20 protein-coding genes are annotated in these 21166 nt (G+C 38.1%); 12 read left to right on the top strand and 8 right to left on the bottom strand.

Annotation, left to right across the window (positions count from 1 at the left end; translation table 11 throughout):
• Window positions 1-30 precede the first annotated feature (30 nt).
• Window positions 31-1629, top strand: coding sequence for a phosphoenolpyruvate carboxykinase (ATP) (pckA, locus tag AC2S94_RS02500; protein WP_484629937.1), 1599 nt, complete (start codon window positions 31-33; stop codon window positions 1627-1629).
• Window positions 1630-1709: 80 nt separating this feature from the next.
• On the opposite strand, the gene AC2S94_RS02495 is transcribed toward pckA, so the two are convergent.
• Window positions 1710-2456 carry a uroporphyrinogen-III synthase gene (locus AC2S94_RS02495; RefSeq protein WP_309560182.1) on the bottom strand — a complete coding sequence of 249 codons (747 nt, stop codon included), beginning with the start codon at window positions 2454-2456 and terminating at the stop codon, window positions 1710-1712.
• A 24-nt stretch (window positions 2457-2480) separates the two neighbouring features.
• Window positions 2481-3134, bottom strand: a complete 654-nt coding sequence (locus AC2S94_RS02490; RefSeq protein ID WP_484629936.1) for a DUF4271 domain-containing protein — start codon at window positions 3132-3134, stop codon at window positions 2481-2483.
• Window positions 3135-3236: 102 nt separating this feature from the next.
• Between AC2S94_RS02490 and AC2S94_RS02485 the strand changes: the two genes are divergently transcribed.
• The 3 genes from AC2S94_RS02485 to AC2S94_RS02475 are packed head-to-tail and all read left to right on the top strand — an operon-like array spanning window position 3237 to window position 5858.
• Window positions 3237-3968, top strand: a complete 732-nt coding sequence (locus tag AC2S94_RS02485; RefSeq protein ID WP_484629935.1) for a polyprenol monophosphomannose synthase — start codon at window positions 3237-3239, stop codon at window positions 3966-3968.
• Window positions 3968-5311, top strand: a complete 1344-nt coding sequence (locus AC2S94_RS02480) for a dihydroorotase (RefSeq protein WP_484629934.1) — start codon at window positions 3968-3970, stop codon at window positions 5309-5311. Before AC2S94_RS02485 ends, AC2S94_RS02480 begins: the two co-directional genes overlap by 1 nt.
• Window positions 5301-5858 (top strand): DUF4296 domain-containing protein, encoded by a 558-nt coding sequence (locus tag AC2S94_RS02475; RefSeq protein WP_484629933.1) that lies wholly within the window; start codon window positions 5301-5303, stop codon window positions 5856-5858. Before AC2S94_RS02480 ends, AC2S94_RS02475 begins: the two co-directional genes overlap by 11 nt.
• Here the strand turns inward: AC2S94_RS02475 and AC2S94_RS02470 are convergent.
• The gene (locus tag AC2S94_RS02470; protein ID WP_484629932.1) at window positions 5855-6868 is read right to left on the bottom strand and encodes an NAD-dependent epimerase/dehydratase family protein; all 1014 of its coding nucleotides are present in this window, start codon (window positions 6866-6868) and stop codon (window positions 5855-5857) included. The genes AC2S94_RS02475 and AC2S94_RS02470 overlap by 4 nt on opposite strands.
• A gap of 81 nt (window positions 6869-6949) precedes the next feature.
• Here AC2S94_RS02470 and tyrS point away from each other — a divergent pair, with 81 nt between their 5' ends.
• On the top strand, window positions 6950-8245 hold the full coding sequence (gene tyrS / locus AC2S94_RS02465; protein WP_484629931.1) for a tyrosine--tRNA ligase: 1296 nt from the start codon (window positions 6950-6952) through the stop codon (window positions 8243-8245).
• Window positions 8246-8585: 340 nt separating this feature from the next.
• On the opposite strand, the gene AC2S94_RS02460 is transcribed toward tyrS, so the two are convergent.
• The 4 genes from AC2S94_RS02460 to AC2S94_RS02445 all read right to left on the bottom strand — a co-directional run bounded on the left by AC2S94_RS02460 (window position 8586) and on the right by AC2S94_RS02445 (window position 14983).
• Window positions 8586-9560 (bottom strand): LuxE/PaaK family acyltransferase, encoded by a 975-nt coding sequence (locus AC2S94_RS02460; RefSeq protein ID WP_484629930.1) that lies wholly within the window; start codon window positions 9558-9560, stop codon window positions 8586-8588.
• Between the two features lie 83 nt (window positions 9561-9643).
• Complete coding sequence (locus AC2S94_RS02455; protein ID WP_484629929.1) at window positions 9644-9982, bottom strand: T9SS type A sorting domain-containing protein; 339 nt, start codon at window positions 9980-9982, stop codon at window positions 9644-9646.
• Between the two features lie 164 nt (window positions 9983-10146).
• The gene (locus AC2S94_RS02450; RefSeq protein WP_484629928.1) at window positions 10147-12123 is read right to left on the bottom strand and encodes a hypothetical protein; all 1977 of its coding nucleotides are present in this window, start codon (window positions 12121-12123) and stop codon (window positions 10147-10149) included.
• Window positions 12124-12184: 61 nt separating this feature from the next.
• Window positions 12185-14983, bottom strand: coding sequence for a TonB-dependent receptor (locus AC2S94_RS02445; RefSeq protein ID WP_484629927.1), 2799 nt, complete (start codon window positions 14981-14983; stop codon window positions 12185-12187).
• A gap of 177 nt (window positions 14984-15160) precedes the next feature.
• On the opposite strand from AC2S94_RS02445, the gene AC2S94_RS02440 reads away from it, so the two are divergent.
• Both AC2S94_RS02440 and AC2S94_RS02435 read left to right on the top strand, forming a co-directional pair.
• Window positions 15161-15844 carry a response regulator transcription factor gene (locus AC2S94_RS02440; RefSeq protein WP_484629926.1) on the top strand — a complete coding sequence of 228 codons (684 nt, stop codon included), beginning with the start codon at window positions 15161-15163 and terminating at the stop codon, window positions 15842-15844.
• Window positions 15844-16923: a sensor histidine kinase gene (locus AC2S94_RS02435; RefSeq protein ID WP_484629925.1), complete on the top strand. Its 1080-nt coding sequence runs from the start codon at window positions 15844-15846 to the stop codon at window positions 16921-16923. The genes AC2S94_RS02440 and AC2S94_RS02435 overlap by 1 nt, the downstream gene beginning before the upstream one ends.
• Here AC2S94_RS02435 and AC2S94_RS02430 read toward each other — a convergent pair.
• On the bottom strand, window positions 16861-17922 hold the full coding sequence (locus tag AC2S94_RS02430; protein ID WP_484629924.1) for a glycosyltransferase: 1062 nt from the start codon (window positions 17920-17922) through the stop codon (window positions 16861-16863). The two genes, AC2S94_RS02435 and AC2S94_RS02430, sit on opposite strands and share 63 nt — an antisense overlap.
• Window positions 17923-17988: 66 nt before the next feature.
• Between AC2S94_RS02430 and trmB the strand changes: the two genes are divergently transcribed.
• The 5 genes from trmB to AC2S94_RS02405 all read left to right on the top strand — a co-directional run bounded on the left by trmB (window position 17989) and on the right by AC2S94_RS02405 (window position 21150).
• Window positions 17989-18663 carry a tRNA (guanosine(46)-N7)-methyltransferase TrmB gene (gene trmB / locus AC2S94_RS02425; RefSeq protein WP_484629923.1) on the top strand — a complete coding sequence of 225 codons (675 nt, stop codon included), beginning with the start codon at window positions 17989-17991 and terminating at the stop codon, window positions 18661-18663.
• Window positions 18664-18669: 6 nt separating this feature from the next.
• Window positions 18670-19293 carry a LysE family translocator gene (locus AC2S94_RS02420; RefSeq protein ID WP_484629922.1) on the top strand — a complete coding sequence of 208 codons (624 nt, stop codon included), beginning with the start codon at window positions 18670-18672 and terminating at the stop codon, window positions 19291-19293.
• Entirely contained in the window at window positions 19293-19625 is a 333-nt protein-coding gene (locus AC2S94_RS02415) for an MGMT family protein (protein ID WP_484629921.1), read from the top strand. Before AC2S94_RS02420 ends, AC2S94_RS02415 begins: the two co-directional genes overlap by 1 nt.
• Before the next feature lie 145 nt (window positions 19626-19770).
• Window positions 19771-20907, top strand: coding sequence for an Mrp/NBP35 family ATP-binding protein (locus tag AC2S94_RS02410; RefSeq protein WP_484629920.1), 1137 nt, complete (start codon window positions 19771-19773; stop codon window positions 20905-20907).
• Entirely contained in the window at window positions 20908-21150 is a 243-nt protein-coding gene (locus AC2S94_RS02405; RefSeq protein WP_484629919.1) for a NifU family protein, read from the top strand.
• Window positions 21151-21166 lie beyond the last annotated feature (16 nt).

Genomic DNA, 21166 nt, shown 5'->3' with positions numbered 1-21166 from the left:
GCCTAAACAAACAACAGAATTGATTTTTTTATGGTCGATAACACCCAAATTACGAAAACGATTTCGTTAGAGGATTACGGGATTAAAAATGCCACAGTACATTATCAGCTATCTCCGCAAGAACTACATGAAGAAACTTTAAGACTCGGGATGGGAGTTGAAAGCTCATTTGGAGCTTTGGCTGTCAATACCGGTGAGTTTACTGGAAGGTCTCCAAAGGATAGATTCATCGTTAAAGATGAAGTAACCAAAGATAAAGTTTGGTGGGGAGATATAAACATTCCATTTGATCCTGAGAAGTTCGATAAACTTTACGATAAAGTAACCGCTTATCTTAATGGAAAAGAAGTCTATGCCAGGGATGCTTATGCATGTGCCGATAACGCTTACCGCCTGAATATTCGTGTAATCAACGAATATCCATGGTCTAACCTTTTCGCCTTTAATATGTTCTTACGAGCAGAGGATGAAGAATTAGATGATTTTAAGGAAGACTGGCTAATTGTGAACGCACCTGGATTCAAAGCAGATCCGGATGTAGATGGAACAAGACAGGAAAATTTTGCGATTCTTAATTTCAGTAAAAAGATTGCTTTAATTGGAGGAACAGGTTATACCGGAGAGATCAAGAAAGGAATTTTTTCTGCCTTGAATTTTATACTTCCAGTTTATAAAAATACTTTGCCAATGCACTGTTCTGCCAACGTAGGTGAAGATGGTGATACAGCTATTTTCTTCGGATTATCGGGAACAGGGAAAACCACGCTTTCCGCAGATCCTGAAAGAAAGTTAATTGGTGATGACGAACATGGCTGGACAGAAGAAAATACTATTTTCAATTTTGAAGGAGGATGTTATGCAAAAGTGATCAATCTTTCAGAAGAAAATGAACCTGATATCTACCGTGCGATTAAGCCCGGAGCTATTCTGGAAAATGTGGTGCTGGATGAAAACGGAAATGTGGATTTTGAAAATACCACGATCACTCAGAATACGAGAGTAAGCTATCCAATTCATCATATTCATAATATCCAAGAGCCATCTACGGGGGAAAACCCGAAGAACATATTTTTCCTTACGGCAGATGCATTTGGAGTATTGCCTCCAATCAGCAAATTAACTCCGGGACAAGCTGCATACCATTTTATAAGTGGATATACAGCAAAAGTTGCCGGAACTGAAGCAGGTGTTGATGAACCTGTACCAAGCTTTTCTGCTTGTTTTGGAGCGCCATTTATGCCTTTGCATCCAACTGAATATGCCGAAATGCTTAGTAAAAAGATGAAAGATGCCAACGTGAACGTATGGTTGGTAAATACTGGATGGACCGGCGGACCTTATGGAGTTGGTAGCCGAATGAAACTAAAATATACACGTGAAATGATTAGTTCTGCATTGGAAGGGAAACTGGACGATGTAGAATATGAAAAGCATGAAATTTTTGGATTGCAAATGCCAAAGACCTGTGAATGTGTGCCTTCAGAAGTTCTGAATCCTAAAAATACCTGGAAAGATCAGAATGCTTACGACCTAAAAGCAAAAGAACTTTCAAGTTTCTTCAGAAAGAACTTCAGTAAGTTTGAAGAATACGCAAATGAAGAGATTATGAATGGAGCTCCGGTAGAATAAGTGTTAATTTGTTAGAAGTTGAAAACAAAAAATCCGGTCAACTGACCGGATTTTTTATGTTTTATCCTGAAGGAAAGTAATTATTTCTTATTTACTTCACTAATATATTTGTTGATCGCCATGGTCATACTTGGAGTCTCCGGTGTTGGAGCTTTAATGTTTACCACAAGACCGTGTTCTTTCGCCGCTTTAATAGTAGTATTACCAAAAACAGCTATTCTAGTATCGTTTTGTTTGAAATCTGGAAAGTTTTCAAAAAGAGATTTGATTCCACTAGGGCTGAAGAAAACAAGGATGTCATAAGTCACATCTTTCAGGTGAGAAAGGTCACTAACTACCGTCCTGTAAAAAACAGCTTTTTTCCATTCTACGCCGAGTTTATTCAGTGTTTTTGGAACATCTGGTTTCAGCATGTCTGAAGAAGGTAAAAGAAACTTCTCATTCTTATACTTCTTAATTAAAGGAGCCAGCTCTGCGAATGTTCTCTTCCCTACATAAATCTTACGCTTTCGATAAACCACATACTTCTGAAGATAATAAGCAACAGCTTCACTTAAACAGAAATATTTGAGCGTATCTGGTACTTTAAATCTCATTTCTTCAGCAATTCTGAAAAAATGGTCTACTGCATTTCGGCTGGTAAGTATAATAGCCGAATAATTGGTAAGATCAACCTTTTGTTGTCTTACCTCCTTAGAAGGTACGCCTTCTACATGAATAAAAGGGATGAAATCAATTTTAACTTTTTGCTTTTCCTCTAGCTCGAAGTAAGGAGAATTTTCGACCTTAGGTTCAGGCTGAGAAACCAAAATTGTTTTCACTTTCATATATAAAACTTTATTAGATCCTTTTTAAATTGTAATTAGCTTGTACAAAATAATATAAGGGGCGATTTCAAGTGCGCAAAGGTACAAAATAAAATAGAACCAATTAGCGCTAAGCACACTTTGATTTCTTCTATATATGATAATCAGGCCGATAGTGTTTGCAAGAATCGCCGTGATTCCTATGATACCTATAATTATGGAGGAAGGGTTTACCGAATAAATTAAAAATAAAGAAGCCGCCAGGACAAATAAAGCGATGAAATTACGGTAACTGAATTTTTGAAATAGGTAATAGTCTATTTTTTCATCCAGGTCAAAAATATTGCCGATGATCTTTTCTACACCCGCTTTTATTAAAATCAAACAGAAATAAGCAGTTAAGATCCTGATGAAAATAATAAGTGGAGTTGAAGTAACTTCAAAAAAATGAGTGTAGGCTACATATAAAAACACTGAAACTGCCAGTGCCTGTACCGTTAATAATAATATGTTAAAACCGTGAAAAGCCTTATTCTCTTTTCCTTTAAAGGCTATAAATTTGCCGGAGTTGAGTAAGGCTGTGAATTCATCAAATCGCTGAGGAAATAATAACTTGGCGAGGACCAGAAGAACAAAACAGATCAGGAAAACGACAGTGATCCAATCCTGATATTCGTAAATTCTTTCGGTCGCCTGCATGAAATAAATTTTTACAAATGTAAAATTTTGACCTTTATTCCGGCGCCTCAACTTAAAGTTTTGAAGTTTTAATTTGCATACATTTGTGCAAAATATTTGGGAATGGTAAATGGGATAATTATTATACCCACCTTTAATGAAATCGAGAATATTGAACGCATCATAAGAAATGTGTTCTCTCAAAGAAGGAAGTTTCATATTCTGGTAGTAGATGATAATTCTCCCGATGGTACTGCAACCCGGGTAAGGACATTGCAGGCTGAATATCCTGACAGTTTGTTCATTGAAGAGAGAGTTGGTAAACAGGGTCTAGGTACGGCCTATATCCATGGATTTAAGTGGGCATTAGAAAGGGATTATGATTATATCTTCGAAATGGATGCCGACTTTTCCCATAATCCAAACGATCTCATAAGATTATATAATACCTGTAAAAGGGATGGTGCAGCGGTTGCCATTGGTTCCCGGTATATAACCGGAGTTAATGTGATCAACTGGCCCATGAATCGGGTTTTGATGTCCTGGCTGGCGTCACGTTATGTGAGACTGGTAACCGGGATGGATATTCAGGATACCACAGCAGGTTTTGTGTGTTATAAAAGAGAAGTCCTGGAGACCATAGATCTCAACAAAATTCAGTTTGTTGGCTATGCCTTCCAGATTGAGATGAAGTTCAAAGCTCATCTTCATAATTTTAAAATTTTGGAAGTTCCCGTGATATTCACAGATAGAACCAGGGGAACTTCGAAAATGAGCGGCTCCATAATTTCAGAAGCCGTTTTTGGGGTAATTAAAATGAAGCTCAAAAGTCTGTTTAACAGGAAAAAAGTCTAATGAAGAAGGTTTTAATCAAGAACGCAAAGATTGTAAACGAAGGGAAAATTTTTGATGGTGATGTTTTTATTGAAGACGGGATCATCTCAGAAATTTCTGAAAGTATAAGTGCCAAATCTCCGGATGTAAACATTTTTGATGCTGAGGGCACCTATTTACTACCTGGTCTTATAGATGATCAGGTGCATTTCAGAGAACCTGGACTAACTCATAAGGAATCTATTGAAACCGGTTCTAAAGCTGCAGTTGCAGGAGGTATCACTTCTTTTATTGAAATGCCAAATACACTTCCTCAAACTACAACTATGGAAGAATTGGAGGCAAAATTCAAAATAGCTTCTGAAACTTCTTATGCGAATTATTCATTTATGTTTGGTGGGACTAATGACAATCTAAGCGAGATTGAAAAAATAGATCCTAAAAATGTACCTGCCCTAAAATTATTTCTTGGTTCTTCAACTGGTAATATGCTGGTAGATGATGAGAAAGTTTTAGAACAGATCTTTAAAAAATCTCCTGTTCTTATTGCTGCTCATTGCGAAGATGAAGCGACTATCAAAAAGAATCTAGAGGATTGCATTGAACGTTACGGAGATGATATTCCTATTGAACTTCACCCAAAGATCAGAAGTGAGGAAGCATGTTACAAATCTTCATCTAGAGCGGTCGCTTTAGCAAAGAAAACTGGAGCAAGACTTCATGTTTTCCATGTTTCCACAGCAAAAGAATTAAGTCTTTTCAATAATAAAAAACCTTTAAAAGATAAAAAGATCACGGCCGAGGTGTGCATACATCACTTATGGTTCAATGATTCAGATTACGGAAAAAAGGGAACATTTATAAAATGGAATCCTGCGGTAAAGACCAAAAAAGATCAGGAAGCGCTGCTCGCTGGTCTGCTGGATAATCACTTAGATGTTCTGGCTACAGATCACGCTCCTCATACCAAGGAGGAAAAAAAGAACGTTTACACGAAAGCGCCTAGTGGTGGTCCTTTAGTTCAGCATGCCTTACCGGCATTACTGCAAATGCATCACCAGGGAAAAATATCTCTGGAGAAAATTGTAGAAAAAGCCTGCCATAACCCGGCGATTTTATTCGATGTTGAAAAACGTGGATTTATTAGAGAAGGTTATAAAGCAGACCTTGTGCTGGTAGACCTTAATTCTCCATGGGCTGTTCAACCTGATAACATTTTTTCTAAGTGTCAGTGGTCACCATTTGAAGGAACTACTTTTAAATCCAGGATTACGCACACATTCGTGAACGGAAAACTTGTTTATAAAAATTTCAAGCATACTCCATTTACTCAAATTGCTGAAAAATTAAGTTTTGATCGTTAAAGGAAATAATATTATCCTGCTTTTAAGTTTTTTAATTTTTTCCGTCTCCTGCCAGGATCTGAAAAAATCCGAAAAGCCTGATGATCTTATTCCAGAATCAAAAATGATCGATGTACTTACAGAGGTTTCCCTGCTTCACGCTGCCAGGAATTATAACAAGCAAAAGCTAGAAGCTACAGGTTTGAATCCGGACAACTATATTTTCGAAAAATTCGGTATAGATAGTCTACAATTTGAGCGTAGCAACAACTGGTATTCTGAGAATTACGCCCAATATGAAGTAATCTATGACAGCGTTAAAGCTCGGGTGCAGATCATGAAAAATAAACTTGATTCTTTGCGTGATGTTGAAGTTAGAATAGAAGATAGTATTATGAAAGCTGAAAAGGATTCCATTAAATTAATAGATTCTTTAAAGCGAAATCCGAGACTAAGGGATTCAATTCGTTTAGATTCCATAAAACGCAGGGAAATGGAGGAATTGAAAGAACAGGAGTTAGACAGTTTGATACCTCCGGCAGTTTCTACTGAGGGATCTTCTAATTAGCTATTTTCATTGTAGTAAACCTTTGCGGTTTCTTCAAGCACTTTATCCATTGGTGTAAATTCAAAATTCAATTCTTTTCTGAGCTTTGAATTGTCAAAATAAGTTTCTTCGAACAAGCCGTTGATAGAATCTCTGGTAATCTGTCTTTTCATACCGAATAAACTTCCAATTTTCTGAATTATCCAGCCTATGGTGATCATGGATTTTGTTAGTTTCTTTGAAGGAGCAGGTTTGCCCAAAGCCTGGGCTGAATTTTTGAAAACCTTTTCAAAGCTTATATTTTCAGAAACGAGGATAAATTGTTCATTGCATACTTCAGATTTCATTAACTGGATCATGCTTTTTACAACATCTTGAACTCCAACGAAACCGGTGACTTTCGGAAAATGGTACTTCAAGCCGTTATCGATCTTTGAGAATATCTTTCCGGTTCCAGAACTCCAAAACCCTGGACCAATAATGACTCCGGGATTTACAATTACAGAATTCACTCCTTCCTGGGTACCACGCCAAACTTCAATTTCAGCCCCATATTTGGAGATCGCGTAATCATTGTGATTTTCTTCTGGATTCCATTTGGCGGTTTCATCAAGGCTGCCATTTTTTGAAGAAGATCCGATGGCCGCCACACTACTTACATGGCAAAGTTTTTTAATTCCGTTGGCGATGCAAAGATTAACCACATTCGCAGTCCCTTCAATATTTATTTTTCTGAGCTTTTTCTCATCTGATGGGTCAAAGGAAACCAGGGCAGCGCAATGGTAAACTTCAGTTATATTTTCAAAAGCCTGGCTTAATGCGGGAATATCATTGATATCTGCAGTAATCCAATTTACCCGGTTAAAAAGTTTATCTGCTTCAGACTTATTAGTATAATATCCAAATACTTTTCTAACCTGAGACAGATCACTGGAAGACCTCATCGTGGCCTTCAGATTTTCCTCTCGGCGTGCCAGTTCAAATAATAGATGGGAACCAACCAAACCGGTTCCTCCTGTTACCAAAATCATGTGGTAAATATAGCTAAAGCACTTAGGAAAAATAAGAGTAAATGGTATCTTTACGGCTGTTTTTATCTGAATTATTAGAATATGGAAAAGAATTTCGTTGAAGAATTAACCTGGAGAGGAATGTTGCATGATGCCATGCCAGGAACAGAAGAACATTTAATGGAAGAAATGCGGTCTGCCTATGTGGGAATAGATCCTACCGCAGATTCACTACATATTGGGCATTTAGTTGGAGTAATGATGTTAAGGCATTTTCAACTTGCCGGGCATAAACCTTATGCTTTAGTTGGAGGCGCAACCGGAATGATTGGTGATCCTTCAGGAAAATCTGCGGAACGAAATCTTTTAGATGAAAAAACATTAAGACATAACCAGGATTCATTGAAAGAACAGCTTTCAAGGTTTTTGGATTTTGATTCAGATATGGATAACGCCGCAGTGCTGGTGAATAATTACGACTGGATGAAAGATTTCTCATTTCTTGATTTTATCAGGGATGTGGGAAAACATATCACAGTGAACTACATGATGGCGAAAGACTCGGTGAAGAAAAGATTGTCATCAGATTCATCTGAGGGGATGTCATTTACAGAATTCACCTACCAGTTGGTTCAGGGATACGATTTTCTCCACCTATTCAGAGAAAAAGGCTGTACGCTTCAAATGGGTGGAAGCGATCAGTGGGGAAATATTACCACAGGAACTGAACTTATCAGAAGGATAGGAGACGGGAAGGGCTATGCTCTTACCTGCCCTTTGATCACCAAGGCAGACGGTACGAAATTCGGTAAAACCGAAGGTGGGAATGTTTGGCTTGATGCTAACAGAACTTCTCCTTATAAATTCTACCAATACTGGTTGAATACCAGCGATGAAGATGCTGAAAAATATATTAAGATCTTTACTTTTCTGAGCAAGAATGAAATCGAAAGCCTGATCGAAAAGCACAGGGAAGCGCCTCATAAAAGAGAATTGCAAAAAGTACTTGGAAAAGAAGTGACCAGTATGGTGCATTCTGAAGCTGAATATGAGAATGCCCTGGCGGCTTCTGAAGTGCTGTTCGGGAAAAGTACCGCAGATGATTTTAGAAAGCTTGATGAAGCTACCTTTTTAGATATTTTTGAAGGGGTTCCTCAGGCTGAGGTTTCTATAAGTGAAATTGAAGAAGGACTGGATATGATCGCGGCCCTATCTGCCAAGACCGGATTTTTGAATTCCAACGGAGAGGCCAGAAGAGCCTTAAAAGAGAATTCGGTTTCAGTAAACAAGGAGAAAGTTAAGGAAGATTACAAGATCACAAGTGAAGATCTTATAAATGGCAAATATGTGATCCTGAATAAGGGAAAGAAAAACACTTATATTATTCAGGCGAAATAATTTCATTAAAATATTGGTTTTAAACCGTATCAGGACTAATTACGTAAGTATTATTGAAGATATGGATAATTCTAAAACTGAAAATATCGTTAGCGTGGTCATCTTTGCCATAGCAATGGGAATGATTCTCTATCTCACCTTTTTTTATAAGGTTTAAGCGGAATAGATTTAAAAAAAACGAAAGCCTTCAGATGAAATTCTGAAGGCTTCGTAACTAACTAACCAATCTAATATGAAAAATTTCACTTAGCCTGCAAAAGTGAATTGATTTGGTATCAATTTCATTTTGCACTAGTTACGTCGTAATTTTTTCTGAAACTTTACAGCAGATTGAATTTTTTTATAATAAAAGTAAATTACAACCTCTTACGTCACTGTTATCAAACCTTCCCAGTATCTCGATTTCGTCATTTTTTATTCTTCCCAGGTCCTGAGTAGCAATAAATGAGCAGGAATTTAGGTTAGCCAGGTCAATCACATTGATTCCTCCGGTTTTGTTGTTAGGAAGATAAGTAAGCGCGTCTTCGGGATCGCGAATGAGAATTTTCATCCATGGCGGACAGTCAAAAATACCATGACCATCTGAATAGGCTTGTGAAAGTAATTCGGTCATTCCATACTCGCTGTGAATAGCATCCACACCAAAACCTTTCTTTAGATGCGCATGAAGTTCTTCCCGGATCATTTCTTTTCTACGACCTTTCATTCCGCCGGTTTCCATAATAATGGTATTCTTAAGCTGGAACTTTTTTGCTTCAATTAAATCAAGCAATGCGAATGAAACACCGATCAAAAAAACTTTCTTAGAACCTGAATCAAGTTGCATTAGCTTATTAGATAGAGATTCAAGCTCGTCAAGGTAAAATCCGCTCTCGGAATGATTAGATGCGTTAATTAAGTGTTCAGCCATATAGATTAGAGAAGAGCCTTGTCTTTCCAGATAAGAGGGTAGTAGAGCCAGGAAAATATATTCTGAAGGGTCTCCATAAAACTTTCTGAAAGTTTTCAAGAAGCTCTCTTCATAAAGATCAAGATTAGTAACATAATGTTTGCTAGTATTGGAGCCAGTGGTGCCACTACTTGTGAAAACGATTTGAGGATCTCGATCTTCGCTCACTATTTTTTTGCTTTTAAAGAATTCAATTGGCAAAAATGGGATAGCTGCAACATTGCTAACATTATCAGGATTTTTTTTCAGATGTACTGAAAATTCCCGGTAAACTTCATTGTTATTGAACTGATATTTGTAAACTTCTAATGCTGTTCTCTCAAAATCAGAATTATTGGAGATCTCAAAAATTTTCTTTTCAAGCATGGGTATTAGAAGTTTTGCTCAAAATTAAGGAATAAAAAAAGCCTCTGAAATAGAAGCCGTTTAAAATTGAAAAGGAAAAAAAATTATTTTACAACCAGCTTTCTTGTTGCCTTTGCTTTACCTTCCTGGATCTTAAGAATATAAATACCTGGAGTCAAGGTTGAAACATCTAATTCTCTACCTCTTAAACGAGCTTTCTGAACAGGTTTTCCCAACACATTATAGATGTCTATGATCTTCTCCTGATTTTTTGTCGAAGAAATATAAACTTTTCCTCCAGTTACAGGGTTAGGATAAATTGACAGACCATCAATAGGAATTTCTGTTCGCTGTGGTGCACGATCAAATTCCTGAGCAGTTGCCGGGGCGGCAATCATCAGGAAACAAACAAGAAAAAAGGTGAATAAGTATTTTTGCTTCATTCTTTTGATCGAGGTTTAGACAAACTTACAAATAAAATTTCAAAAATCTTGCCATAAAATCTAAGTTCCTGGAATTTTTAGAGAAATAAAAAAGGGCTGCGCTTGGCAACCCTTTTATTTTGGCTAATTATTGATATTCAAATTATTATAGCGCTACTCTGTTTTTAGTTTGCCCAGTCAAAAATTGCTACATCTACAGTTGCATCAACCTCATAAGTAGCCTCTAAAGTGGCAGCCATTCCCTCGATTTGAATTCCGGACAGATCTGTTCTGTTGTCATCAGCAATATCAAGGACAGTTTCGTATCCAGTCAAAGATAGACCAGTAATGGTAGCACCAGAATTCTTTTTAAACTGTAAAGCAGTTCCACCAGTTTCAGAAACTGCAGTGAAATTCACGATCTGTGGATTATTGTTTTCACCGTCTGCCTCAATAGCAGTTGAGAAATTTCCGATGGTATGTAACACGTAAGTGTTAGTGATCGTTCCATTCCATCCTTCAGTCCAGTCTACAGCGTCGTCTTCGTTATCTTCCAGGTAGATGTTAGTTACAGAAACAGTTCCTCCGAAAAATTCAACGCCGTCATCTGCACCGTTCAAAATTGCTATATTTTCAATTGTAGTTCCGGAACCAACAGCATAAAGAGAAAGTCCGTTATACTGAGATTCAGGATTGATAGAAGCCCCGGCATCCTTAAGGATAAGATATTCAATAGAACCTGAATTATCGTCTGTAGTAGTACCACCGTATTTAATTCCACCTACTTCAGCTTCAGCATTATTACCTGCGGTAGTTGGAGCATCACCAGCGATCACAAGACCACCCCAGCTTCCAGACTGTCCGGAATTAGACTCCATGATTACAGGATTGCTTTCAGTTCCCTGGATATCTATCATTCCGCCCTTTTGAACTACGATATAGATGCTTGTAGCTTCAGTTTCGCTATCACTTCTTGCAGTGATTCTTGTTCCCGCAGGAATTGTTAGCGTAGCTCCATCTTCTACAGACATGATTCCGCTAAGTACATATTGAGTATTTCCATCTAGGCTAAAATCGGTGTCTATTGAACTTGGCAATACAGATACGGCGCCTCGGTTATCTATCCAGTTGAAAGTAGATGCATCTACTGTTGGAGTACCTGCGTAAGCATTTGCTTTATCAGCATCAGCTCCGTTGATCTGGATATTTGAAAGATCGGTTCTGTTATCATCAGCAATATCTAATGATTTACCGTATCCTGAAAGTGAAAGTCCAGTAATGGTAGCCCCTGAATTCTTTTTGAATTGTAAAGCTGTTCCGCCAGTTGTAGAAACTGCCGTGAAATTATTGATTCTTGGATTATTGTCTTCGCCGTCTGCCTCGATCGCAGTAGAGAAGTTTCCGATCGTGTGAAGTACGTAAGTATTCGTGATAGTTCCGCTCCATCCTTCAGTCCAGTCTACAGCATCATCTTCGTTGTCTTCCAGGTATAGATTAGTTACGGAAACAGTTCCTCCGAAAAATTCTACTCCATCATCAGCTCCGTTGATAATAGCAAGGTTTTGAATGGAAGTTCCTGAACCAACAGCATATAAAGAAAGTCCGTTATATTGAGATTCCGGGTTAATTGAAGCACCGGCATCCCTTAGAACAAGATAGTTAATAGATCCTGAACTATCAGAATCGTCAGTTCCTCCGTAGATAATTCCACCAACTTCGGCCTCAGCATCTGATCCTGCAGTGGTTGAAGCATTACCAGCGATCACAAGACCACCCCAGCTTCCTGCACGATTACTTGCCGCTCTCATAATTACTGGTGAACTGGAAGTACCATTGATCTCAATATTTCCACCTTTTTGAACCACGATATAAACCTCAGTTTCATCACTTGCACTTGAAGTTGCATCGGCTACGATCTCAGTTCCGGCAGGTATTGTTAAAGTCACACCAGATTCAACTGAAAACGTTCCGGTTAGATTGTATGTTTTTGAAGCATCAAGAGTCATGTCTTCCTCAAGAGTCCCATTAAGATCTGTACCTCCTGTTGCGGGAGCATCATCTGTATCGTCTATAAGATCGATGTTTGCATCGTCACTACACGAAGTTGCCATTAATCCTAATGACAATACCGATAAATACAATAGGTTTTTTACGCTTTTCATTTTTGTTGTTTTTGATTTCAAAATTTAATTTGAGTTGTGTTAAAGGTTAATTTATAAGTGGTTAAAATGTATAGCTTACTCCTAATGTCAAGATAGAACCTCTGGTGTATGAGCGCACGGTTTGGTTAGTTTCCGGCAAGTCACCAGACATAGGCTTAATAGCCTGATATCTTTCTATTTCTGGATTAAGTAAGTTCTGTCCTTTAAATTCAAATTCCCAGTTGTCCCCAAGCTGTTTAGACATGATAAGGTCCAGGGTTACAAAACCTTTTTCCATGATCTCATCATTGTAATCCATATCAATCAGGTCAAGATTTGTAGTTTCAGGGTTACCAAGTGCAAAGATCTTGTCTGACGCGTAGGCTCCAACAAGGCTTGCTCTGAATGGGTTTTCTGTTTCTGTGGACACGTTGATAGATGAGTTCAGGATCCAGTCTGAAGCTCCCTGAAGACCTATTTCGTCTTTTCCACCGTATCTGAATGTGTAGTTATATACACCATTATCAAAAACATCTTTCAAGTCTTGTTTATGCCACATTCTGGTGATATTGGTAGAAACCGACATATCCAGTCCTGCTTCATTTTCGTTTTCGATCACATCCATTCTTGCTTCCAACTCCAGCCCGTAGATATTTGCTTCCTCTCCTGCGTTGAAGTAAGAAAAGATCCCGGCAGCACCTCTTTGCTGAGCTTTGTTTATAGGGTCCTTGATCTTTTTGTAAAACCCTGTAAGTGAAAGAAGTTCTCCTGAACTTGGGAAAAACTCGTATTTCAGATCAAGATTATAGTTGTTCGAAGCTTCCAGATCTGGATTACCTTTTGTAACCTGTGCAGTTGGAGAAACATATTCAAACGGAGCAATCTCTTTAAATTCTGGTAGAGTGATCGTTTTACTCGCCGCTAACCTGATGTTTGAATCTTCGTTTGGAGAATATTTCAGGTTAATACTAGGATAAATATTATCATAGATCTTCTGAACATATTTTGGTGCATTTGGAGAATAGTTGTTTACATCAAAAGCTACATCTATCTGGTCTCTCTGATATCTAGCGCCAACATTCAGATTCCAAACATCGTTTCCGTAATTTACAGAAGCGTATCCTGATCCTGATTCAAGAACAGCATTATATCGGTCGGCAGATCTTTCATTGAAATTCAAAAGATCATTATTGAAGTTTTCTGTAGTAAATACTTCGGTTAGGTTATCCAGCGAATTTGGTTTTACAGTGTTGTAGGTTAACTCTTCCGCACCATAGAACCTTGAATAGAAAGTTCGTTCTTTATTACGATAGTTTCCACCGAAAGTCACATTGAAAACTTTTCCTTCTTCATTATCCTCAGCGATAAAGTTGTATTTGTCTTTTATCAGGGCATTCAATTCAGAATCTTCGATCTCCTGAATAGATTTTCTTTGCTGATATTGTCCTGTTTGAGCCAGCTGAATATCTCCTTCTTTAAAGTTGATCTCGTTTCTTATTCGGTTTGGCTCATCTGCATCTACCATGTTATAACCAACGGCCCAGTCAATTTCATTCTTTCCTTCCCACATATCGTGAGAACCGTGCAATTGATTTACCCAAAGTCTCGTTTGTTTGATGTTCTGGTCACGGATGAACTGGTTTAGAGTAGGATCAAAATCATCCTCATCTTCAACTTCTCCCATTCCGTTTCTACCTGCTTCAAAAACCTGGTCTGTTACCTTATTGATGAAAAGACTGGTAACTTTAATTCGGTTATTGTCGTTGAAATCATATCCAAGGTCTAACAATGCCGTGTTATTGTCAGTTTTAGTATAGTTGGTAGCGTCGGTAAATTGATCTTCAAGAATGTTTGCTCTGTAATATTTGAAAACACCTTGATTATATTCAAAAGCAGTAGAATTAGAGGCAGTAAAAAGCACCTTAAAATCTCCAAATTTCTTTCCTGCAGTTAAGGCGTATTTCCTGTTCATTGGGAAAGCGGCATCTTTTGGATCCCAATCCTGGTTATTTAGACTGTATTGAGTAGGGATCAACTGGTCGTAAAATCCGAAATAAACATCATCCTGGTTTGGAGAAACTTTGAAGTCTCCAAACTGACCAACCGCGTTAGTATTAGCTCCAATTTGAAGACCAAGGTCTAATTCACTGGAACCTCTTAATTCTCTGGAGGTGATATCAACGCTTCCCGAAGCCTGGTCTGATGAATTCTGAGCAGCATATGTTTTACTAATACTGATATTCTGAATTACCCTGGTTGGGAAAAGTCCAAGATCGATGTTCTTACGTTCTACATCATCAGATGGAATTGGTAATCCATTCATCGTTGTATACAGATAACGATCTCCAAGACCTCTAACAAAAATATCTCCTGAAGCTTCACTGCTGGAAACTCCGGAGATCTTTGTAGTTGCTGTAGCAGCATCGGATACTCCCAATTTGGCTAATTCCTGAGCTCCGATGCTCTCTTTAATTTCAACTGAATTTTTTTGTTCTACCAGAAGTGCTACTTCAGAATCCCTTCTTGAAACTGTAGTGATCACTACTTCATCTAATGCTGCGGCGCTGGAACCAAGATCTGTATTTACTTCGGTAACTTTTCCTGCTTCAACAACAACATTAGGAACTTCAAGCGTTTCATATCCAACAAAGCTGAATACTACAGTATATGTTCCTGGCTCTAAGTTATCTAGTAGGTATAATCCGTCATAATCTGACGTAGTACCTTTAGCTGTACCTTTTATCAAAACATTTGCAAATGGAAGTGGCTCTCCGCTCATTTCACGGTCAGATAGTTTACCAGCAATAGACCCGGTAGTGCTATCCTGAGCATGCATTACACTTACAATTAATAAGAATGATAGTAATAAGAATTTTTTCATTTTTGTTTTTGCTATAAAATCTCGCTGCAAATAAACGGTGAAGACCCATAAGCGATGTTATCTAAGAATTAATCATTTGTCATTAAAGAGTTAGTTTAATGTTACTAATGTGTTAATGACCTTATAGTTCAAATTATTGGTTAATTTTATGAGCTCTTAACCACATCTTAATACGTTATGAAGAAAAAAGACATTCAGATTTTATTAGTAGATGATGAGCCGGATATCCTCGAAATAGTGGGCTACAACCTCTCTTCTGAAGGTTACGACGTGATCACTGCAGATAATGGTGCAGATGCCGTAAAACTTGCTCGTAAAAAAAAGCCTCATCTAATAATCTTAGATGTTATGATGCCGGAAATGGATGGTATTGAGGCTTGTGAACAGATAAGAAAGATGCCAGACATGGAAGGAACGATCATCGCTTTCCTTACCGCTAGGGGAGAAGATTATTCGCAAATGGCCGGTTTTGATGCTGGAGCTGATGATTACATTACCAAACCCATCAAGCCAAAAGTTCTGGTAAGCAAGGTAAAGGCACTGTTAAGGAGATACCGTGATGAAGAAACGTCAGAAAATGTGGTTAAACTTGGAGATATCACCATTAATCGTGAAGAATACAAAATCGTTCAGAATGGTGAGGAGATGGGATTACCGAGAAAAGAATTTGAATTACTTTCCTTATTAGCTTCAAAACCAGGAAAGGTTTTTACTCGTGAAGATATTCTTGATAATGTTTGGGGCAACGATATTGTAGTTGGAGGGAGAACTATTGATGTTCATATTCGAAAATTACGGGAAAAGATAGGTGATGAAAAGATCAAGACTATTAAAGGAGTAGGCTATAAATTTGTAGTTTAATGTCGCATAAGTTTAAACGTTCATATCGCTTTGCTCTTAGAACCGCCCTTTATATCTGTGTATTTCTTACGGCGATCATGGCTGTTTTTTCACTTTTAGAGATCCAGTCGCTCTGGATCTCCATGCTGATATTTGCTATTTTCTGTTACCTATTCACTTTCCTAATCATTCAGTATAGAGTTGAACGGTTTATCTATCGCAGGATAAAAAAGGTTTACGACAATGTGTCCTTATTAGATTCGAAAACTCTGAGCAGGGATCAGATCACTACAGACATGTCCAGCTTGACCCGTGAGGTGAAAAAATTTGCTGAAGACAAAAAGTTGGAAATTGAAACCTTAAAGGTTAGAGAAGCTTACCGTAAAGAATTCATGGGGAATGTTTCCCATGAGCTTAAAACTCCGTTATTCACCGTTCAAGGATATATACTGACCTTGCTTGATGGTGCGCATAAGGATAAAGCTATCCGTAAAAAATATTTAGCTCGTGCGAATAAAGGGGTCGAAAGGCTCATTTATATAGTAAAAGATCTCGATATGATCACTAAGCTGGAAACCGGGGATCTGCATTTGCGTTATGAGTCTTTTGATATCGTTGAGTTGATTCAGGCTTCTTTTGATCTTCTTGAGATGAAAGCAGCAAAAAAGGAAATTACCCTAACTTTTGATCTTGACTATGAAGAACCAATATATGTAAGGGCAGACCGGGAAAGAATTCAGCAGGTACTTACAAATTTGATCGTGAACTCTATCAAATACGGAAAAAAAGGAGGTACCACCGAGATTAGTATCGAGAATTTGATTAAGAACAAAGTGATCGTTCGGGTTACCGATAATGGGGAAGGAATAGAAAAGGAAAATATTCCGAGACTTTTTGAACGTTTTTACCGAGTTGATAAAAGCGGTTCAAGAAAAGAAGGTGGCTCCGGACTTGGGCTTTCTATTGTAAAACATATCCTGGAAGCTCATGGTGAAAAGATCTATGTGGAGAGTGTTTTTGGTGTAGGAAGTGAATTCTCATTTACCCTCGAAAAAAGAAAAAAGATCCCTGAAGACAACGTGATCCCCGAAATCACTTAAACCTTTGTAATCTTCTATTTTTCGAAGTTGCGTCAGGTCAAAATCTTCCTGTTTACTAAAAGGCGCGATTCCCAATTTAGATAATCTGTTAGCAAGGTATTCCTGTTCGTTTTGTCCCGGCGTGGGAATGAAAAACGCCTTTTTCTCCAGTTTTGCAAGGTCCATCAAAGTAGAGTAACCAGACCTTGATACAATATATTTGCTGGCATTCATAGCTTCCTGAAGAGCTTTTCCATAGAGATTGTTTTTGATATTGATATTGCTATTCGGGAAATCCAGGATCTCATCTGTAAATACCCCCCTTATAAATAGAATCCTGGCTTCTGAATTTCTAAACTCTTTCAGCAAAATAGATTCCAGGATAGAACGTTGAGGTTCAGGTCCGCTTAGAAGTACAAGAAAATCAAAGAATTCAGGCGTATTCCTTTTTTCCATTCGGCTCAAAGGACCGATGTATTTGACATTTTCCGGCATTTTCTTCAAATGTCCCAGGATTCCGCTTAAATTATTCTTTCCGGAAACATCTGGAACCCAGCATTGATCGAACTTGCTAATATATTGCTGATGCAGATAGCTGCTAAGAAAAGATGTGTTTCCACTTAATACATTCAGTTGATGGGTTAGAAAGACATTAGTTCTTAATTTTTTACATCGAACTCCCAGTCTATTATCTGAAATGATGCCTTTGATATTGTATTTTTTAACGATGTCACTGGTTAGCTTTTTTTCTTCGCGAATTGCTTTAACAATCCTGGGACTATCCATGATCATTTTCCATTTAAGGTAAATTCCGTTCTTGGTATATTGAATATTGTAAGAAGGAAGTTCAATATGATTTAAATGCGGGAATTCTTTTTTCAGAAGTTCCAAGGCTGGACCGTCTGAGGCTATAACTGGCTCATAACCATTTAGCTGAAGTTCTCTTATGATGGGAATACATCTGGCAGCGTGACCTAAACCCCAATTTAGCGCAGCCACCAATATTCTCTTCTTTCGCATATTACAAATGTATTCTTATAGACAGCTGGGTGATTTTATTTAATTTTACCAAAATATTAATTTTTAGTGGGAAGCAAGAATAAACTTAAGCGCTTTAAGGAAAACGAGAAATTCGAAAATGTTATCCAGCCTTCCAGGGAAGAGCTAACCGATAATCAATTTGAATTAAAAGGTAAATGGAGCGAAAAATTCTTCAAAAATGATCACCCGGTCGTTCTTGAACTAGGTTGCGGAAAAGGTGAATATACTGTAGAGCTGGCCAGGCAAAATCCTGAAAAGAACTTTATTGGGATAGACATCAAGGGAGCAAGATTCTGGCGTGGCGCCAAAACGGCACTGGAAGATGGATTAAGTAATGTGGCTTTTATTCGAACTCAAATAGAACTTATTGAATATATTTTTGCAGCTGGTGAGGTTAGTGAGATCTGGATCACCTTTCCAGATCCGCAGATCAAGTATAAAAGAACCAAGCACAGGCTCACCAATACCGAATTTCTTCAGAGGTATAAAAACATTCTGAATGCAGAGGGAATAATGCATTTAAAAACCGATTCTGAATTTATGCATGGCTATACCCTTGGCCTCTTGCATGGTGAAGGTCACGAGGTGTTGTATGCGCATCACGATATCTATTCAAATGAATATTCACCAAAAGAGGTAACAGGTATTCAGACTTTCTACGAAAAACAGTACCTTGAAAAAGGAAAACCGATTACGTATATTCGATTTAAGATTAATTAAGGGGTATTGGAAGAAACAAAACTTTTCCTAATTACTTATCTGGCCGCTTTTATTGGAGTGGTTCCGCCTGGTTTAGTGAATATGACCGTTGCTAAAACCTGCGTGGAAAAAGGTAAGAAAAATGGGTTTTATGTAGCGATAGGAGCGGCAATCGTAATTTTGATCCAGGCTTTTATCGCGGTTCTCTTGGCTAAATACATTTTTGATCATCCTTTTATTCGTAGAATGTTGTTGAGAGCCGGGCTGGTGGTTTTCTGCATTCTGGCCGTATATTTCTTTATTCAGGCACGACACAAAAAAGGGATCAATCATAATCGTCAGAAAGCGAATGCGAACAGTGTTTTTAAAGGAATGCTGATCGCCGCGTTAAATGTGTTTCCAATCCCGTATTTTGTAGCTATCGCCGGAACCATGAATCTTAGCGGTGGTATGGAATATGACTGGTCTTTGATCATTTCCTTTGCTCTGGCTGCCTGTGCAGGTAGTTTTACCTCGCTTTATATATATGTGGTGCTTTTCGATAAAATTGAAAAGAAAGCCGAATCTTTTGCGAAATATTCCAATTATTTCATGGCAGGCCTGATGCTCGTTTTAATTATCGTGGCACTGGTAAGAATTTTTAATTCCTAATGAGCGATAATTCCGGATTTTTTGAAAGAGTTTACGAGGTGTGTAAACTTATTCCCCGGGGCCGGGTAACTTCTTATGGCGCTATCGCCAAATATCTTGGGGCTGCAAAAAGTGCGCGTATGGTAGGTTGGGCAATGAATTCTTCCCACAACCTGGAAGACATTCCAGCTCACAGAGTAGTAAATCGTAACGGAGTTCTAACCGGCAAACATCATTTTGGTGGAACTAATGCTATGCAACAATTGCTGGAAGAAGAAGGTGTGCCTGTAAATGATCTTCAGATCGTGGATTTCGAGAAATATTTCTGGGACCCAATGAAAGAGCTTCCCTAACAAATTAGCCGATTTCAAGCTATAATTTCCACCTATTACCACATAAATCTAAAATGGCTAAATTCTTCGTATTCTTAGCTTTTCCACCTATATTTGCATTTAGAATCAGTCTACATAAGCAAAAGAATCTGATTAAAATTCATATATGAAATTAGACAGAAAAGAGATTTTAAAGGCCCTGGAAACCATATCTGTAGCAGGTGAAGGAAGTAATATGGTTGAAAGCGGCGCAGTTCAAAATGTAATGACTTTTGGCGACGAGGTTGTTGTTGATCTTGTTTTAAGTACACCGGCACTTCATATCAAAAAAAGAGCTGAAGTGGATGTGATGAAGGTAATTCACGAGAAGGTTTATGAAAAGGCCAAGGTTAAAGTAAATATTAAAGTGCAGGCTCCAGAAAAGAAAAAGCCTGAGATCAAAGGAAAAGCAATTCCCGGGATCAAGAATATTATTGCGGTTGCTTCTGGAAAAGGTGGAGTAGGAAAATCTACTGTAACTTCAAACCTTGCGGTAACACTTTCTAAAATGGGCTTTAAAGTTGGTATACTGGATGCGGATATTTATGGTCCGTCAACCCCAATGATGTTCGACGTGGAAGCTGAAAAACCGCTTTCAGTTAACGTTAACGGAAAGTCTAAAATGAAGCCTGTTGAGAATTATGGTGTAAAGATTCTTTCTATAGGTTTCTTTACCAAGCCTAATCAAGCAGTAGTGTGGAGAGGACCGATGGCAGCAAAAGCATTAAATCAAATGATTTTTGATGCAGATTGGGGTGAGCTGGATTTCATGCTGATAGATCTTCCTCCGGGAACTGGTGATATTCACCTATCTATTATGCAATCATTGCCAATAACGGGTTCTGTGATTGTAAGTACTCCTCAAAATGTTGCTTTGGCAGATGCTAAAAAAGGAGTGGCTATGTTCCAGCAGGAAAGTATCAACGTACCTGTTTTAGGGATCATCGAAAATATGGCTTATTTTACACCTGAAGAATTACCGGAAAATAAATACTATATTTTTGGAAAGGAAGGAGCGAAAAATTTGTCTGAAGATCTTAAAGTTCCATTCCTTGGAGAAATTCCACTGGTACAGAGCCTGAGAGAATCAGGGGATATAGGTAGACCTGCAGCTCTGCAAACGGCAACTCCTTTGGAGAGCGCTTTTGAAGGAATTACCAGAAATATGGTGCAGGAAACCGTAAACAGAAACAAGGATCTGCCTCCAACTGAAGCCATTAAAATTACCACAATGGCCGGATGTAGCGCTGTTAATAAGAAATAAATGACGAGCGAAGAAGTTAAAATAAATGTTGAGAAGGCTTTGGCCGAAATCCGACCATTTCTTGAAAGTGATGGAGGGAATATCTCATTAGTTTCCATTGAAGATGATCGCCTGGTAAAGGTCCAGCTTGAAGGAGCATGTGTTGGCTGTACGGTTAACCAGATGACTTTGAAGAGTGGCGTGGAAATGACCATTAAAAAGTATGTACCCCAAATTGAGAAGGTGGTAAATGTTGAGAGATAGTCTGCCAGCCTTTTAA

It is taken from the genome of Christiangramia pacifica (assembly GCF_057221535.1).
Note: the sequence above shows the minus strand (reverse complement) of the source record. Positions and strands in the feature narration are given on the sequence as shown.

Excerpts from the sequence above, each read along its gene's own strand:
- AC2S94_RS02455 (WP_484629929.1), bottom strand. The coding sequence starts at position 9,982 with ATGAAGCAAAAATACTTATTCACCTTTTTTCTTGTTTGTTTCCTGATG.
- AC2S94_RS02415 (WP_484629921.1), top strand. The coding sequence starts at position 19,293 with ATGAGCGATAATTCCGGATTTTTTGAAAGAGTTTACGAGGTGTGTAAA.
- AC2S94_RS02405 (WP_484629919.1), top strand. The coding sequence starts at position 20,908 with ATGACGAGCGAAGAAGTTAAAATAAATGTTGAGAAGGCTTTGGCCGAA.
- AC2S94_RS02430 (WP_484629924.1), bottom strand. The coding sequence starts at position 17,922 with ATGCGAAAGAAGAGAATATTGGTGGCTGCGCTAAATTGGGGTTTAGGT.
- AC2S94_RS02485 (WP_484629935.1), top strand. The coding sequence starts at position 3,237 with ATGGTAAATGGGATAATTATTATACCCACCTTTAATGAAATCGAGAAT.
- AC2S94_RS02490 (WP_484629936.1), bottom strand. The coding sequence starts at position 3,134 with ATGCAGGCGACCGAAAGAATTTACGAATATCAGGATTGGATCACTGTC.
- AC2S94_RS02445 (WP_484629927.1), bottom strand. The coding sequence starts at position 14,983 with ATGAAAAAATTCTTATTACTATCATTCTTATTAATTGTAAGTGTAATG.
- AC2S94_RS02460 (WP_484629930.1), bottom strand. The coding sequence starts at position 9,560 with ATGCTTGAAAAGAAAATTTTTGAGATCTCCAATAATTCTGATTTTGAG.
- pckA (WP_484629937.1), top strand. The coding sequence starts at position 31 with ATGGTCGATAACACCCAAATTACGAAAACGATTTCGTTAGAGGATTAC.
- AC2S94_RS02410 (WP_484629920.1), top strand. The coding sequence starts at position 19,771 with ATGAAATTAGACAGAAAAGAGATTTTAAAGGCCCTGGAAACCATATCT.
- AC2S94_RS02450 (WP_484629928.1), bottom strand. The coding sequence starts at position 12,123 with ATGAAAAGCGTAAAAAACCTATTGTATTTATCGGTATTGTCATTAGGA.
- tyrS (WP_484629931.1), top strand. The coding sequence starts at position 6,950 with ATGGAAAAGAATTTCGTTGAAGAATTAACCTGGAGAGGAATGTTGCAT.
- AC2S94_RS02470 (WP_484629932.1), bottom strand. The coding sequence starts at position 6,868 with ATGATTTTGGTAACAGGAGGAACCGGTTTGGTTGGTTCCCATCTATTA.
- AC2S94_RS02440 (WP_484629926.1), top strand. The coding sequence starts at position 15,161 with ATGAAGAAAAAAGACATTCAGATTTTATTAGTAGATGATGAGCCGGAT.
- AC2S94_RS02435 (WP_484629925.1), top strand. The coding sequence starts at position 15,844 with ATGTCGCATAAGTTTAAACGTTCATATCGCTTTGCTCTTAGAACCGCC.
- AC2S94_RS02480 (WP_484629934.1), top strand. The coding sequence starts at position 3,968 with ATGAAGAAGGTTTTAATCAAGAACGCAAAGATTGTAAACGAAGGGAAA.
- AC2S94_RS02495 (WP_309560182.1), bottom strand. The coding sequence starts at position 2,456 with ATGAAAGTGAAAACAATTTTGGTTTCTCAGCCTGAACCTAAGGTCGAA.